Origin of the sequence: Enemella evansiae (genome assembly GCF_002250705.1) — a bacterium.
Taxonomy (GTDB): Bacteria; Actinomycetota; Actinomycetes; order Propionibacteriales; family Propionibacteriaceae; genus Enemella; species Enemella evansiae.
In genome coordinates, this window is sequence record NZ_NMVP01000007.1 from 48,099 (window position 1) to 62,421 (window position 14,323).

Annotated in this window: 13 protein-coding genes; 4 read left to right on the top strand and 9 right to left on the bottom strand. The window is 69.4% G+C overall.

Annotation, left to right across the window (positions count from 1 at the left end; genetic code table 11):
• Nucleotides 1-12 precede the first annotated feature (12 nt).
• Nucleotides 13-1,440, top strand: a complete 1,428-nt coding sequence (locus BI335_RS07000) for an aminomethyltransferase family protein (RefSeq protein WP_094430027.1) — start codon at nucleotides 13-15, stop codon at nucleotides 1,438-1,440.
• A 136-nt stretch (nucleotides 1,441-1,576) separates the two neighbouring features.
• Here BI335_RS07000 and BI335_RS07005 read toward each other — a convergent pair whose 3' ends face one another.
• The 6 genes from BI335_RS07005 to hrcA form a co-directional block, all read right to left on the bottom strand.
• Nucleotides 1,577-3,442, bottom strand: a complete 1,866-nt coding sequence (locus BI335_RS07005; RefSeq protein WP_208109066.1) for an ABC transporter ATP-binding protein — start codon at nucleotides 3,440-3,442, stop codon at nucleotides 1,577-1,579.
• Nucleotides 3,439-5,265, bottom strand: coding sequence for an ABC transporter ATP-binding protein (locus BI335_RS07010; RefSeq protein ID WP_229119481.1), 1,827 nt, complete (start codon nucleotides 5,263-5,265; stop codon nucleotides 3,439-3,441). Before BI335_RS07010 ends, BI335_RS07005 begins: the two co-directional genes overlap by 4 nt.
• A 91-nt stretch (nucleotides 5,266-5,356) precedes the next feature.
• A complete protein-coding gene (gene tgt / locus BI335_RS07015) occupies nucleotides 5,357-6,589 on the bottom strand; it encodes a tRNA guanosine(34) transglycosylase Tgt (protein ID WP_229119482.1) in 1,233 nt (410 codons plus the stop codon).
• Between the two features lie 105 nt (nucleotides 6,590-6,694).
• On the bottom strand, nucleotides 6,695-7,426 hold the full coding sequence (locus BI335_RS07020; protein ID WP_094430028.1) for a 16S rRNA (uracil(1498)-N(3))-methyltransferase: 732 nt from the start codon (nucleotides 7,424-7,426) through the stop codon (nucleotides 6,695-6,697).
• 1 nt (nucleotide 7,427) lies between these two features.
• Nucleotides 7,428-8,597, bottom strand: a complete 1,170-nt coding sequence (dnaJ, locus tag BI335_RS07025) for a molecular chaperone DnaJ (protein WP_094430029.1) — start codon at nucleotides 8,595-8,597, stop codon at nucleotides 7,428-7,430.
• Nucleotides 8,598-8,612: 15 nt separating this feature from the next.
• The gene (hrcA, locus tag BI335_RS07030) at nucleotides 8,613-9,626 is read right to left on the bottom strand and encodes a heat-inducible transcriptional repressor HrcA (RefSeq protein WP_094430058.1); all 1,014 of its coding nucleotides are present in this window, start codon (nucleotides 9,624-9,626) and stop codon (nucleotides 8,613-8,615) included.
• Nucleotides 9,627-9,710: 84 nt separating this feature from the next.
• Between hrcA and BI335_RS07035 the strand changes: the two genes are divergently transcribed.
• Nucleotides 9,711-10,547, top strand: coding sequence for an MBL fold metallo-hydrolase (locus BI335_RS07035; RefSeq protein WP_094430030.1), 837 nt, complete (start codon nucleotides 9,711-9,713; stop codon nucleotides 10,545-10,547).
• A 1-nt stretch (nucleotide 10,548) separates the two neighbouring features.
• Here the strand turns inward: BI335_RS07035 and BI335_RS07040 are convergent, their stop codons facing one another.
• Nucleotides 10,549-11,175, bottom strand: a complete 627-nt coding sequence (locus BI335_RS07040) for a hypothetical protein (protein WP_094430031.1) — start codon at nucleotides 11,173-11,175, stop codon at nucleotides 10,549-10,551.
• Nucleotides 11,154-11,939: an inositol monophosphatase family protein gene (locus tag BI335_RS07045; RefSeq protein ID WP_208109065.1), complete on the bottom strand. Its 786-nt coding sequence runs from the start codon at nucleotides 11,937-11,939 to the stop codon at nucleotides 11,154-11,156. The genes BI335_RS07040 and BI335_RS07045 overlap by 22 nt, the downstream gene beginning before the upstream one ends.
• Nucleotides 11,940-12,061: 122 nt before the next feature.
• Between BI335_RS07045 and BI335_RS07050 the strand changes: the two genes are divergently transcribed.
• Together BI335_RS07050 and BI335_RS07055 are read left to right on the top strand one after the other, a co-directional pair.
• On the top strand, nucleotides 12,062-13,102 hold the full coding sequence (locus BI335_RS07050; protein WP_166646623.1) for a LacI family DNA-binding transcriptional regulator: 1,041 nt from the start codon (nucleotides 12,062-12,064) through the stop codon (nucleotides 13,100-13,102).
• Nucleotides 13,102-13,308 carry a hypothetical protein gene (locus tag BI335_RS07055; protein ID WP_133625380.1) on the top strand — a complete coding sequence of 69 codons (207 nt, stop codon included), beginning with the start codon at nucleotides 13,102-13,104 and terminating at the stop codon, nucleotides 13,306-13,308. Before BI335_RS07050 ends, BI335_RS07055 begins: the two co-directional genes overlap by 1 nt.
• Before the next feature lie 134 nt (nucleotides 13,309-13,442).
• Here BI335_RS07055 and BI335_RS07060 read toward each other — a convergent pair whose 3' ends face one another.
• Nucleotides 13,443-14,303 carry a DUF3097 domain-containing protein gene (locus tag BI335_RS07060; RefSeq protein WP_094430034.1) on the bottom strand — a complete coding sequence of 287 codons (861 nt, stop codon included), beginning with the start codon at nucleotides 14,301-14,303 and terminating at the stop codon, nucleotides 13,443-13,445.
• Nucleotides 14,304-14,323: the final 20 nt, after the last annotated feature.

The window sequence follows — 14,323 nt, forward strand, 5'->3', positions numbered from 1 at the left end:
AGGGATTCCGCCATGACCACGACACCAGCCCAGCGGGCCGGCCGCTCCCTGCAGGATGTCATCGACGCGGTGCCGAACATCGCCGAGCACCTCTACAACGACACCCCGGGCGTACACGCCTCCACCCGGCCCGACCTGGTGCCCATCCCGCAGGAGTTCACCAACTGGCGCGACGAGCAGCGCGCCTGGGGCGAGACCGCGGTCCTGCTCAACCAGACCCACCACATGCCGGAGCTGATGGTCTCCGGTCCCGACGCGCGCCGACTGCTCAGCGAGCTGGCGGTGAACAGCCTGACCAACCTGCGCCCCGGGATCGCGAAGCAGTTGGTGGCCTGCAACTCCGCGGGTCAGGTGATCGGTGACTGCGTGCTCTATGACCACGGCGATGAACGCTATGAGCTGATCAGCGGCAAGACCCTGCTGAACTGGGTGCAGTTCAAGGCCGAGACCGGTGACCACGATGTCACCGTCGAACGCGACGAGAACACCTCCGACAACAGCACCGGTCGACGCTGGCGGTTCCGCTACGAGCTGGATGGCCCGAACGCCGGCGCGATCTTCGACAGGCTGGTCGAGGGCGGGGCGCCGGAGATCAAGTTCTTCCACACCGCCCAGGTGCTGATCGACGGCATCGAGGTGACCGCGCTGCGGCACTCGATGGCCGGCCATCAGGGGGTCGAGCTGTCCGGCCCGTTCGAGCACGACCAACGGATCCGGGAGGCGATCCTGGCAGCCGGCAGCGACTACGGGCTCAAGCAGGGCGGCACCAAGGCATACTTCACCACCAACCTGGAGAGCGGCTGGATCGGTTATCCGTTGCCGGCGATCTACACCGCCGAGGACCTGCGGGACTTCCGGGAATGGCTGCCCGACGACGGCTGGGAGGCGAAGTTCCAGCTGGGCGGGAGCTTCCGCTCCGCCAACATCGAGGACTACTACGTGACGCCGTTCGACCTCGGCTACGGCAAGATCGTCAAGTTCGATCACGACTTCGTGGGCCGTGCAGCACTCGAGGCGATCGCCGGCCAACCGCCGCGGCGCCGGGTCACCCTCGCCTGGCACGATGCCGACGTCGAGGAGGTCTTCGGCTCCATGTTCGGCGACGACCTCCCCTACCGCTATCTCGAGCTGCCGATGGTCTCCTACGGGATGCCGCACAACGACGAGGTGCGCGACACCGCGGGCAACCTGATCGGCCGCTCCACCTGGGCCGGGTTCAGCACCAACGAGCACAAGCTGCTCTCCCTCGGCTTCGTCGATGCGGTGATGGCCGAACCCGGCACCGAGGTCGTGGTGGTCTGGGGTGAACCGGACGGTGGTTCCCGCAAGCCCCGCATCGAACGGCACCGGCAACGGGAGATCCGCGCCACGGTGGGCACGGTCCCCTACTCGAAGAGTGTCGGGGTGATGAAGCAGGCCAGCGTCGGCGGTGGCAGCTGACCGGTTCAGCTCGACCCGCGACTGACCGGATCATCTCGACACGCGACTGACCGGTTCATCTCGACACGCAACCCCGGTGCCGCTTCGCGGCACCGGGGTTGCTACTCGATGAACGTGGGAACGGGCGCGTACTCAATCAGGCAAGGGATTCCCGCCACGCCTGATGCAGTCGGGCGTACGGGCCGTCGGCGTCCAGCAGCAGCTCCGGTGGCCCGTCCTCGATGATCCGGCCGTGTTCCAGCACCAGCACCCGATCGGCGATCTCCACGGTCGACAGGCGGTGCGCGATGATGATCGCGGTCCGGTCGGCGAGCACGGTCTGCAGGGCCCGCTGCACCAGTCGCTCGGCGGGGATGTCCAGGCTGGAGGTCGCCTCGTCCAGGATGATCACCGCGGGGTCGGCGAGGAACACCCGGGCGAAGGCGACCAGCTGCCGTTGCCCGGCCGACAATCGGGAGCCCTGCTTGCCGGTGTCGGTGTCATACCCCTCGGACAGCCCGCTGATGAACGCATCGGCACCGACCGCCCGCGCGGCCGCGATCACCTCCGCCCGGCTCGCCCCGGGCCGGCCGACCTCGATGTTGTCGGCGATCGACCCGTCGAAGATGAAGTTCTCCTGGGTGAGCAGCACCACCGCCCGGCGCAGGTCGTCGTCGCTGATCTCCCGCAGGTCGATCTCGTCCAGGCGTACCGCGCCCGAATCGGGGTCGTGGAAGCGCGCGATCAGTTTCGCGATGGTGGTCTTGCCGGCCCCGGTGGTGCCGACCAGGGCCACCGTCTGACCGGCGGGGATGTCCAGCTCCAGGCCGGGCAGCACATCCCGCTCGGCGACATAGCCGAAGTGCACCGCGTCGAACCGCACCCGCCCCCGCGGCTCGGTGAGCGGCGTGGGGTGCTCGGATTCGGCCACCTGGGGCCGCTCCTCGAGCACCCCGGAGATCTTCTCCAGCGCCGAGGTGGCCGCCTGGAAGAGGTTGTAGAACTGGCTGATCTCCCCCATCGGCTGGAAGAACATCCGCAGATAGAGCAGGAACGCAGCCAGCACGCCGACGGTCACATCGCCCTGCAGTGCCATCAACCCACCGACCAGCAGCACCAGCCCGATCGCCACATTGCCGATCAACCGGGTCCCGGGCATGAACACCGCCATCAACCGGAACGCCTTCACGTTGGCGTCCTTCAACCGGGTGGCGGCGAGGGTGAAGATCTGCTGGTTCCGGCGTTCCCGACGGTACGCCTGCACGGCCCGGATCCCGGTCATCGACTCGACGAACTGCATGATGGTGACCGCGGTCAGCTCCCGCACCCGCCGGTAGGCGCGGGTGGAGTTGATGGAGAACCAGACAAGCAGTCCGGCCAGCAGCGGCAACGCGAACAGGGCGACCAGCCCCAGCCGGAAATCCAACCAGAGCAGGATCACCGCGATCCCGACCACGGTGAACGCGGCCCGCACCAGGGTGTCGACCCCCTCGGCGAAGAGGTCGGCGATCGCGTCCACATCGTTGGTCAGTCGGGAGATCACCCGCCCGGAGGTGTAGCGGTCGTGGAAGGACACATCGAGACGCTGGAAGTGCTGGAACATCCGCCGCCGGATCTCCAGCAGCACCTGCTGGGCGACCCGCCCGGACAGCCGTTGGAAGACGTACTGGCCGGCGGCCTGGCAGAGCACCGCGGCCACCATCACCGCGAGCACGGTGAGCAGCGGGCCAGCGCTGCCGGCGCTCAGTGCCGGGACGCCGAAGTCGATACCGCGGCGGACCAGCTCGGGGGCGGCGAGCCGGGCCACGTTCTCCACCACCACGGCGGCGACGATCAGCCAGGCCAGGTGCCGGTAGGGGTACAGCAGGCTGCCGAGCAATCGCCGGCTGCGCCGCTTCAGGAAACCGGCACCCTGGGCGGTGAGCTCCTCGGCCTCCTCGGCGCGGACGCCGCGCCAGGCCTCCAGTTCGTCGACCTCGGCGCGGTCGGCATCGGCGGCCGGGCGGCTGATCTCGGCGCTCACGAGGCCGCCTCCTCGTCCTCGATTTCGTCGAACTCCTGCTCACAGTCGAAATCCGCCGACATCAGCTCCCGGTAGCGCGGATCATTGGCGAGCAACTCGGTGTGGGTGCCGACCGCGGTGATCGTGCCGTCCACCAGCATCGCCACCCGATCGGCCAGCAGCACGGTGGAGGCGCGGTGCGCGACGATGATCGCGGTGGAGTTGCCGAGCACCCGGGCCAGGGCGGCTTCGACGAGCGCCTCGGTGTGGATGTCGAGCGCGGACAGGGTGTCATCGAGCACCAGCACACTGGGGCGTACCAGCACCGCACGGGCCAGCGCGAGCCGCTGCCGCTGCCCGCCGGACAGGCTCATCCCCTGCTCCCCGATCCGGGTGTCCAACCCCCAGGGCAGGTCGTGGACGAAGTGCGCCTGGGCGACCTCGATCGCCTCGGCGATCTCCTCATCGGTCGCATCGGCGCGGCCCAGGGTGAGATTCTCGCGGGCCGACATCGAGAACAGCGTCGCATCGGAGAAGGCGGTGGCGACCTGGCCGCGCAGATCGTCCAGGTCCAGCTCCCGCAGGTCGATCCCGTCCAGGGTGATCCGGCCACTGGTGACATCGCGGAGCCGGGCGATCAGCTGGGTGAGGGTGGTCTTGCCGGACCCGGTGCCGCCGACGATGGCGATGGTCTCCCCCGGTGCGATGCGCAGATTCAACCCGTGCAGCACGTCGACATCGCTGTCCGGGAAGCGGAATCCGGCGTTCTCGAAGGACAACGCACCACCCGCGCGGGGCAGGCGTACCTCCCCGGAGACGATGTCGGAGCGGGAATCGAGCACCTCGCAGACCCGGTCGGCGGCGGTCATCGCGTCCTGGGTCATCGAGAGCAGGAAGCCGAGCGCGGTGACCGGCCAGACCAGCGACAGCAGCAGCGTCATGAAGGCGACCAGGGTGCCCAGGGTGATCGTTCCGTTCGCGGCGGCGTACGCCCCGATGCCGAGCACGATGATCGCCACCACCGAGGGGATGACATCCAGCAGGGTGAAGAAGCGCGAGATCAGCCGGACCCGGGAGAGCTGGGTGTCATAGAGGGTGCTGGCGGCGGAGTCGAAGCGCTGGTACGCCCAGCGCTGGCGGCCGAAGGCGCGCAGCGTCCGCAGCCCGTGCACCGACTCCTGGACCACCGAGGCGGCATCCCCGGTCTGGTCCTGGATCCGCCGCGAGAGTTTGGTGTAGTCACGTTCCATCCGCAGGCAGAGCCAGATCACCGGGCCCACGCCGAGCAGCACCACCACCCCGAGCGGCCAGTAGAGCCGGATCAGCAGCACCACGGTGATCGCGATCTGCAGCAGCGAGGCCAGCAGCATCAACAGCCCGAAGCTGGTGAACCGGCGCATCACCGACAGGTCGTTCATCATCCGCGACAGCAGCTGACCGGACTGCCAGCGGTCGTGGAAGGCCATCGGCAGCCGTTGCAACCGGGCATAGAGGTCGAGCCGGACGCTGGTCTCGGTGGCCAGGGTGACCTCGCTGGACAGCCAGCGGCGAATGAACCCGGCTCCGGCGGCCGAGATGCCGATGACCAGGGCGAGCACGCCGTAGCGGATCACCCCGGCCCGGTCCCCGGCGGCCAGTGGTCCGTCGATCGCCGCGCGGGTGAGCAGCGGGATCGCCAGCATGGTGACGATGTCGTAGCCGTCGAGCACGGCCATCGTCCAGAACCGGCCGAGCCGCGGGCGCAGGTACGCCCGGAGTCGCCACAGGCTGGTGGCCCGTCCCCATCCGCGGGTGGCCGGGGCCACCAGGGGTGCGCGGTCGAGTGCGTCGGCGGTGCCCGGCACGAAAATCCTCCTAGGTCTCCCGGTCACGTTATCCGGTCGACCGGTCGGACTCGAATGGATTTCCAGTCTGCTACTTCAAGTGCGCTTGAACTCAAGCCTTCGAGCCGGCGCCGCGGTAGAAGCGGCCGAGGAACTCGTCCTTGAAGGCGTCGAACTCGCCGGTGCCGATGCTGGCGCGGATGTCGTCGACCAGGCGTACGGTGAACCGCTCGTTGTGGATGGTGGCCAGCGTCGAGGCCACCATCTCACGAGCCTTGAACAGGTGGTGCAGGTAGGCGCGGGTGTAGTGCGCGCAGGTGTAGCAGTCGCAGGATTCGTCGATGGGGTTGAAGTTGCGGCGATTGGCGGCGGTGTTCACGTTGAACCGACCATCGGCGGTGTAGAGGGCGGCATTGCGCGCGACCCGGGAGGGTTGGACGCAGTCGAAGGTGTCCGCACCGGCGGCGATCGCGGCGAAGAAATCGTCGGGTTCGGAGATGCCGAGCAGATGCCGGGGGCGGTCTTCGGGCAGTTCGGAGCTGACCCAGTCGACGATGGTGCCGAGATTCTCCTTCTCCAGCGCGCCGCCGATCCCGAAACCGTCGAACCGCTGCCCGGCGACCTCCATCGCGCCGAGGTCCCGGGCTGCCTTGCGGCGCAGATCCTCGTACTGGGCGCCCTGCAGCACCCCGAACAGCGCCTGGTAGGGCTTGTCGGCCCGTTCGGCGGTGAGCTCGCGGTGCGCGGCCAGGCAGCGCTCGGCCCAGAGCCGGGTCCGCTCCAGCGACTCCTCCTGGTAGGCGCGGGTGTTCATCAGCGTGGTCAGCTCGTCGAAGGCGAAGATGATGTCCGCACCGAGCTGGTGCTGGACCCGCATCGAGATCTCGGGGGTGAACCGGTGCCGGTCCCCGTTCAGGTGGGACTTGAAGGTGACGCCGTCGTCATCGACGTGCGCGAGCCGTTCCTTGCCCTCGGCGATCACGTCGTCGTCGCTGACCCGGCTGGAGTCCATCGACAGCACCTTCTTGAAGCCGACGCCCAGGCTCATCACCTGGAAGCCACCGGAGTCGGTGAAGGTCGGCCCGGGCCAGTTCATGAACGCCCCCACCCCGCCGGCCTCGTCGACGATGTCGGCACCGGGCTGCAGATAGAGGTGGTAGGCGTTGGCGAGCACGGCCTGCGCACCGAGGTCACGCATCGCCTCCGGCAGCACCGCCTTCACGGTCGCCTGGGTGCCGACGGCGATGAAGGCGGGGGTCTGGATCTCACCGTGCGGGGTGTGGATGATCCCGGTACGCCCCTGCCGATCGGGCAGGCGGTCACGGACCTCGAAGGAGAACGGCACCCCAGGAGGATAGTCGCCCGCGCTCATCCGGTGGGCCATCCAACGTTCATCGAGTAGCGGCTCCGGCTCCGCGGAGCGGAGCCGGAGCCGCGTGTCGAGATGAACTCACCCCGGCAGTCCCAGGTACCCGGCGGCCACCACACCGGCGGTGGAGGTGCGCAGCACCCCGTCGCTGATCGACACCGGCCGGGCCCCGGCGGCGGTCAGGGCGTCGAGCTCCTCGGGACTGATCCCACCCTCCGGGCCGACCACCAGCAGGATCTCACCGGCAGCCGGGATCTGCTGCTGGGCAAGGGATTCGGTCGCGTTCTCGTGCAGCACCAGGGCCAGGTCGGCGGTCTGCACGCGGGTGGTGAGCTGTCTGGTGCTGAGCGGGCCGGCGACGGCGGGTACGCGGAGCCGGCGGCTCTGCTTGGTGGCCTCGCGCGCGGTGCTGGCCCACTTGCGCAACGACTTGGCACCGCGCTCCCCGGTCCACTTCACGATCGAGCGGGACGCCTGCCAGGCAAGGATTTCGGCGACCCCCACCTCGGTCATCATCTCCACCGCGAGCTCGCCGCGATCCCCCTTGGCCAACGCCTGCGCCACGGTGAGCCGGCGCGCGGGCGGCGGTACGGCCAGCAGCTCGCGCACGGTCACGTCGAGACCCTGCTTGTCCGCGGCGGTCACCTCACCGATCAACCCGCGACCGGACCCGTCGGCGAGCAGGATCTCCTCCCCGGCGGTGATCCGCTTGACCACCGCCGCATGCCGCCCCTCGCCACCACCGAGGCGTACGCCGCTGCCCGGGGTGGGCAGCGGGTCGGCCAGGTCGGTCAGGAAGAGCGGTCGGGTCACCTCAGCGCAGCGCTTCCCAGAAGCGCTCGAAGCGGCCCTTCTCGCGCTTGTGCACCTGGGCCTCGACCTTGGTCTCCTCCCGGAGCTCGGCAAGGTTCCGCAACAGCTCGCGCTGCTGCTCGGTCAGCTTGGTCGGGGTCTGCACCAGCAGGGTGACACCCAGGTCGCCGCGGCCCCGGCCACGCAGCTGCGGGATGCCGCGGCCGTCGATGGTGAGCCGGGTCCCGGACTGGGTACCGGCCGGCACCTTGAGGCGTACCGTCGCCTCCTGCGGATCGGCGTCGGGCTGGTCGGCCTCCAGGGTCTGGATGTCCAGCTCGGTGCCGAGCGCGGCGGCGGTCATCGGGATCTTGGCGACCATCTCCAGGTCGTCGCCGTTGCGCTTGAACAGCGGATGGTCGGCGACGATCAGCTCGACGTAGAGGTCGCCGGCGGGCCCGCCGCCGGGGCCGACCTCACCCTGGGAGGCCAGATGGATCCGGTTGCCGGAATCGACGCCGGCCGGGATCTTCACGGTGATCTCGCGGGGTGCGCGGATCCGCCCCTCGCCGTCGCATTCGCCGCAGGGGTTGGGAATCACGGTGCCGTAGCCACGGCAGGTCGGGCAGGGCTGACTGGTCCGGATGTCGCCGAGGAAGGATCGCTGGATCTGGGTGACATCGCCGCGGCCGTGGCAGGTGCGGCACTGTTCGGGCTTGGAGCCCTCGGCCGCGCCGGCGCCCTGGCAGACCGGGCAGAGCACGGCGGTCTCCATCGAGATCGCCCGCGAGACGCCGAAGGCCGCCTCGTGCAGTTCCAGCTCGAGCTGGATCAGCGCGTCCTGGCCGCGGCGTACCCGCGACCGCGGGCCGCGGGAGGCCTGCTGGCCGAACATCGCATCGACCAGATTGGTGAAGTCGAAGCCGGCACCACCGAAATCGCCGAACCCACCGGCGCCGCCGAAGCCCGCACTCGCCCGCCCCGACGGATCGCCACCGCGGTCGTAGATGCTGCGCTTGCGCTCGTCGGCGAGCACGTCGTAGGCCTCCTGCACCTGCCGGAACTTCTCCGCCGCGCCGTCCTCGCTGGTGACGTCGGGGTGATAGCGCATCGCCATCCGGCGATAGGCCTTCTTGATCTGGTCGGTGGAGGCGTCGCGGGCGACGCCGAGGACCTCGTAGTAGTCAGTCATCGTTGGAATTTCTTGTCATCCTTCGCTGAGGAATCGACCGACGTAGCGCGCCACGGCACGCACCGTCGCCATCGTTGAGGGGTAGTCCATCCGGGTCGGACCGACGATGCCCATGGAGGCCCAGACATCGTCATGGCTGCCGTATGCCGAGGCCACCAGTGAGGTGGTCTGCAGCGGGGCGTAGTCGTTCTCACGGCCGATGCGTACGGTCACATCATCGGCGCTGACACTCTCATCCAGCAGTTTCAACAGCACCACCTGTTCCTCGAGCGCCTCCAGCACCGGCTGCACGGTGCTGTTGAAGTCGCCCAGCCGGGTCAGGTTGGGCACCCCACCGACCATTACCCGGGTCGCGGTGCCCGAGCCGAGGATCTCCAGCACCGCGGCGATGGCGACCTGGGTGGTCGCCTGGTCCTCGGGTCCGACCGCGCTGCTCAACCGGCTCAGTTCGTTGGCGGCCTCGGCCTGGGCACGACCGAGCACGGCCTCGTTGAGCCGGGTCTTGAGCACCGACAGCTGCTCCTCGGTGTGTCCGGGCAGCTCGACGGTGCGCTGCTCCACCCGACCGGCGGAGTTGATCACGATCAGCAGCACCCGATCGGGGGTCAGCGAGACCACCTCGACATGCCGCAGCGTGGTCGCCGACAGCACCGGGTACTGCACGATGGCGACCTGCTGGGTGATCTGGGCGAGCAGGCGTACCGTGCGGGCGACGATCTCGTCCACATCGGCCGCCCCGGAGAGGAAGGTCTGGATGGCGCGCCGCTCGGCCGCCGACAGCGGCTTGAGCCCGGCCAGTCGGTCGACGAAGAGCCGGTAGCCCTTGTCGGTCGGGATCCGGCCCGCACTGGTGTGCGGCTGCGCGATGTAGCCCTCGTCCTCCAGCGCCGCCATGTCGTTGCGCACCGTCGCCGGCGACACCCCGAGGTCGTAGCGGTCCACCAGCGCCTTGGAACCCACCGGTTCACGGCTGGACACGTAGTCGGTGACGATGGCCCGCAACACCTGCAGCTTGCGTTCGTCGAGCATCATCCACCTCCTGCGTCCCTGTTGGCCCGATCGCCGAACACCGGAGTTTGGCACTCATCCGGCGCGAGTGCCAGTCTAGCTCGTATGAACCACAGTGAGGGCGAGTGGCAGCCGGTGGCGAATGGCGTCTGGCGACTGGTCGCCGAGCCCGATGCGGTGACGATCGGCCTGATCGCCGGGGAGACCGGCGCGGTGCTGGTGGACACCGGTTCGACCCCAGCCCAGGGCCGGGCGCTGGCCGCGAAGGTCGCCGAGGTGACCGACAAGCCGCTGGTCGGGGTGGTGATCACCCATGCCGATCGGGATCACTGGTTCGGACTGGCCGGCATCGAGGGTGTGACCGCCTATGGGCACGAGTCGCTGGCCGAGCGGGTCTCCGATGCCGAGACCCTGGTCGAGGCCGAGTCGCTCGGAGTGGCGGTCGATGAGCTGCGGGTGCCGGAGCGGTTGTTCTCGGTGGCCGCGGCGATCGACCTCGGCGGGGTGGTCGTCGAGCTGCTGCATCTCGGCGCGGCGCACACCGAAGGCGATGTGCTGGTGAACGTGCCGTCGGCCGGGGTGCTGTTCACCGGCGATCTGGTCGAGGAACCGGCACCCTGGTTCGGTCCGCGGTCCTCCCCGCGCGGTTGGCCGGAGGTGCTGAACATGGTGCTCGGCATGGTTCGTCCGGACACGGTGATCGTGCCCGGTCACGGCGCGGTGGTCGATCTGGACTTCCTGGTGCGCCAGCTGGCCGCGCTGGCGTCCCTGCCACCCGAGGCGGAGCGGTTGGTGCGGTCGGGCGTACGCCTGGAGCGGGCCGAGGCGGAGGGCGAGTGGCCCTTCGACTGGGCCCGCGTCGAGGCCGGGGTGCGCACCGCGTACGCCGAACTGGCCGCCGACGGCGTACGCACCCGCCTCCCGCTGGCCGGCGATCACTGACCTAGCCCCCACCCCCGCGCACGATCGTCGTCGTCACCCGGGTCAGACACGGCTCGACCGGAGTGGAGCTGAAACCGAACCGCGGCGCCGGATCGACCGGTGCCAACTCCCCCAGTGGCCGGCCCCGCCAACTACCGGCCAACTCGATCACCCGATGCTGGTCATGCGCGCCGTAGTACTCGCGCCGCCCGCCGCCGGCGCTGCCCCTGGTGCGTACACCGGGAAAGATCCGCCGGGCGATCGGGTCGGCGATCGTGGCAAATCCACGGCTCCGCTCGATCGCGTCGGGCACGGCGTGCAACAGCCTGCCCGCCGCGGTGCGACCGCCGAGCCGCAACCGGCAGGCCAGGTCGCCGGCCGTCAGCCGCCACCGATCGGCGGCCACCGACAACTCCACCGGTACGACGACCACCTCGTCGAACCGATAGGTATCCGACACGTAGTCGGCCACCTCGTTGGTCGGTGCGAGCAGCAGCCGCCGGTCCTCGGGCGTCGCCACCATCACATCGGTGAAGGAGCCCAGCGGGGACGATGCCCAGTCACCGATCACCAGACGCAGCCCGCTGGTACTGCCGGCGCCGAGGATCCGGCCGGTGAAGCGGTCGATCACCGGGCGCCGGCGACCCATTCGGCGCCGACCTGCCAGGCGGGCTCGTCGACGCCGACCACCAGTGGACCGCCCTCGGTCTGTCCCTGGTAGTCCTGGCCGTTGATCAGCCGGGCGACGCCGCCGAGTTCGCGGACGAGAAGGGCGCCGGGGATGTGGTCCCAGGGCTTGATCGCGCGGTAGACGAGGACGTCGTTACCGCCGGCGCAGAGCTTCGGGTAGTCGATCCCGCAACTGAACGCGGTCCAGGCGAGCTCGGCGATCTGCGGCGGGGTGGCGCTGCGGCGCAGGCTGCGCATCGAGGTCTCGGCGTGCAGCAACTCCGGATCGGGCGCGCGCCGGGTCACCCGCTCGCCGTTGCGGTAGGTACCGGCGCCGCGCTCGGCCACCCACGCCGCGTCATGCTCGGGCTGCCAGATCCAGCCGCGGACGATCTCACCCGCGCGTACCTCACCGATCATCACCGCATAGTCGGCGGTGCCCTCGACGAAGTTGCGGGTGCCGTCGACCGGATCGACGACGAACGCGTGCTCGGCCTCGCGGAGCCCGTTGACCAGTGCCGGGTCGGCGGCGGTGGCCTCCTCGCCGACGACCAGGGCCTCCGGGTACGCCTTCAGCAGGGCCTCGGTGAGCAGCACCTCGGCCTCCTGGTCGGCGACGGTGACGAAGTCGCCCGGGTTCTTCTCGGCGATGTCGCCGGAGGAGAGCGCGCGCCAGCGGGGCCGGATCACCTGCTCAGCGGTCTCCTTGATCAGGTCCAGCATCGCGTCGGTCGTCATCGCCATGCCCCCAGCCTGCCGCATCCGGGTCGAGAGGAATGTGGCTGTTCGGGTTGCGGCCCTCCCGGATCATCTGTATCGTTTTACTAGATCGATTTAGAGCAGTCTTCAGGGAGGGAGTGGTCGTCATGCCGAAGGCGACGTTGAAGTCGGTGGCCGCCGAGGTCGGGGTCTCCCCCGCCACGGTCTCCAACGCCTACAACCGGCCCGACCAGCTCTCCGTCGAGTTGCGGGAGCGGGTCTTCGAGACCGCGAAGCGGCTCGGCTATCCCGGCCCGAACCCGACCGCGCGGAACCTGCGCAGCGGGCGTACCGGCTCGTTCGGAGTGCTCTACAACCACAGCCTTTCCCACGCCTTCTCCGATCCGTTCGCAAGCATGTTCCTGGCCGGACTCGGCGGTGCCGTCGAGGACGTCGGGTCCGGGCTGCTGCTGATTCCGCTCAAGGCCGGTGACCGTGAGGTCGACGTCGACGTGCTGCGGCGTACGCCGGTGGACGGGTTGGCCGATGTCTGCCTGACCCGGAGCCAGGCCCAGCAGGTGCAGGAGATCGCCACTCAGCGCGAGATTCCCTTCGTCTCTTCGGTTTGCGACGATCCGGCAATCGATCACATCGGCCTCGATGACTTCGCCGGCGGACGGATGATGGGTGAGCAGCTGGCTCGACTGGGGCACCGCAGGGTCGCGATCGTGCTGGACTTCCACGACCACGCCGGCCCGGTGGAGGTGATCGCGGTGGACCGGCTTTCCGAGCACTTCTGGGCCCGGATCCACGGCCTGATCGCCGGCCTGGACGGCGCCGAGGTGACCTTGGTGGACGCCGGTTGGAACGCCCACGACACCGGTTACCGCGCGGGCGGCTGGGTGCTGGACCAGCGGAACCGGCCGACCGCGATCGTCGGGGTCAGCGACGTAATGGCACTCGGCGTCCTCGATGCCGCCCGCGAGCGTGGGGTCGACGTGCCACGAGAGCTGTCGATCGTCGGCTTCGACGACATCCCCGCGGCCGGCCCCGCCGGCCTGACCACCCTGGCCCAGCCGATCACCGAGCGCGGCGAGCTCGTCGGCAAGCTGCTGCTCGACCCGAAACGTCAACCACGGCAGGTGATCCTGCCCACCGAAGTGAAGGTCCGGCGTACCACCGGCCCCGCGAACGAGAGGAACTCATGATGATGTGGACGACCCCCGGTACGCAGCAGGCGCTGCGTCAGAACACCTCGGCCCTGCCCACCGCACCGGTGGTACCCGAGCCGGAACCGAACCGCTGGCGGATCATGCTCGCCGCCGCGCTGCGTCGCGCCGGCCAGGCCAGCATCACCCTGGCGGTACGGGTGGAGCCGCGTCCCGCCCCGCGCTGCATCCCCAGCCCCAACTGACCTCCCCCCGCTCATCGAGTAGCGACCCATGCGGAGCTTGCGGAGCAATGGGTCGCGTGTCGAGATGAAGCCGAGTCATCTCGACACGGAGCCCGGCTCCGCAAGCTCCGCCGGGTCTCCTACTCGATGAGCGTTCAGCCGCCCTGGTGATCAAGCGTCACGAAGTCGATCAGCTTCTCCACCTCGGTGAGCAGTTTGGGATCGAGGTCGGACCACGAGTTCACCTTGCCCAGCAGCAGCTGCCAGGCCTTCGCGATGTCGGTCTGGTTGCGGTGCGGCAGGCCGAGGTGGTCGAGGATGCCGGACTTCCAGTCGGTACCGCGGGGGATGTCGGGCCAGGCTTTCAGCCCGACGCGTTCGGGTTTGATGGCCGCCCAGATGTCGATGAACCGGTGGCCGGTGACGAAGACCCACTCGGCGTACCTGCCGCGGGCGACCTCGTCGGCGATCCGCTGCTCCTTGCTGCCGGGCACCAGGTGATCGGCGAGTACGCCGAGCCGGCGGCCCTGTTCGGGGGCGAACTTCGCCACGATCTCGGGCAGGTCGTCGATGCCACCGAGGTATTCGACGACGACGCCGACGTGGCGCAGGTCATCGCCCCAGATCTTCTCCACCAGTTCGGCGTCGTGGCGGCCCTCGACGTAGATCCGGCTGGGCAGCGCGACCTTCGCCTGCCTGGTCGGCGTACCGCGGCGGGAGCCGGAGGCGGTGTGGGTGAGCGCCTTCGGCGGGGCCTGCTTCTTCCCGACGACCAGGTTGACCGGCTCGCCCTCCAGCCACAGGCCGGGGCCGAGCGGGAAGCTGCGCTTCTTGCCCCGCCGGTCCTCGAGGACCACGACGCCGTTCTCCCAGCGCACCACGGCGCCGCAGAATCCGGTTGTCGGGTCCTCCAGCACCAGGTCCCGCTCGACGGCGAGCTCGCGGGACTGCTTCTTCCCGGCCTTCTGCCAGCCGGGTTTCAGGACATCAGCCGAGTAGCGATCGTGGGAAGGCACCCGGCGACCATACGCGGGGG

Coding starts and splice junctions, on each gene's coding strand:
- BI335_RS07000 (WP_094430027.1), top strand. CDS start 13: ATGACCACGACACCAGCCCAGCGGGCCGGCCGCTCCCTGCAGGATGTC.
- dnaJ (WP_094430029.1), bottom strand. CDS start 8,597: ATGACTGACTACTACGAGGTCCTCGGCGTCGCCCGCGACGCCTCCACC.
- hrcA (WP_094430058.1), bottom strand. CDS start 9,626: ATGCTCGACGAACGCAAGCTGCAGGTGTTGCGGGCCATCGTCACCGAC.
- BI335_RS07035 (WP_094430030.1), top strand. CDS start 9,711: ATGAACCACAGTGAGGGCGAGTGGCAGCCGGTGGCGAATGGCGTCTGG.
- BI335_RS07040 (WP_094430031.1), bottom strand. CDS start 11,175: ATGGGTCGCCGGCGCCCGGTGATCGACCGCTTCACCGGCCGGATCCTC.
- BI335_RS07045 (WP_208109065.1), bottom strand. CDS start 11,939: ATGGCGATGACGACCGACGCGATGCTGGACCTGATCAAGGAGACCGCT.
- BI335_RS07050 (WP_166646623.1), top strand. CDS start 12,062: ATGCCGAAGGCGACGTTGAAGTCGGTGGCCGCCGAGGTCGGGGTCTCC.
- BI335_RS07055 (WP_133625380.1), top strand. CDS start 13,102: ATGATGTGGACGACCCCCGGTACGCAGCAGGCGCTGCGTCAGAACACC.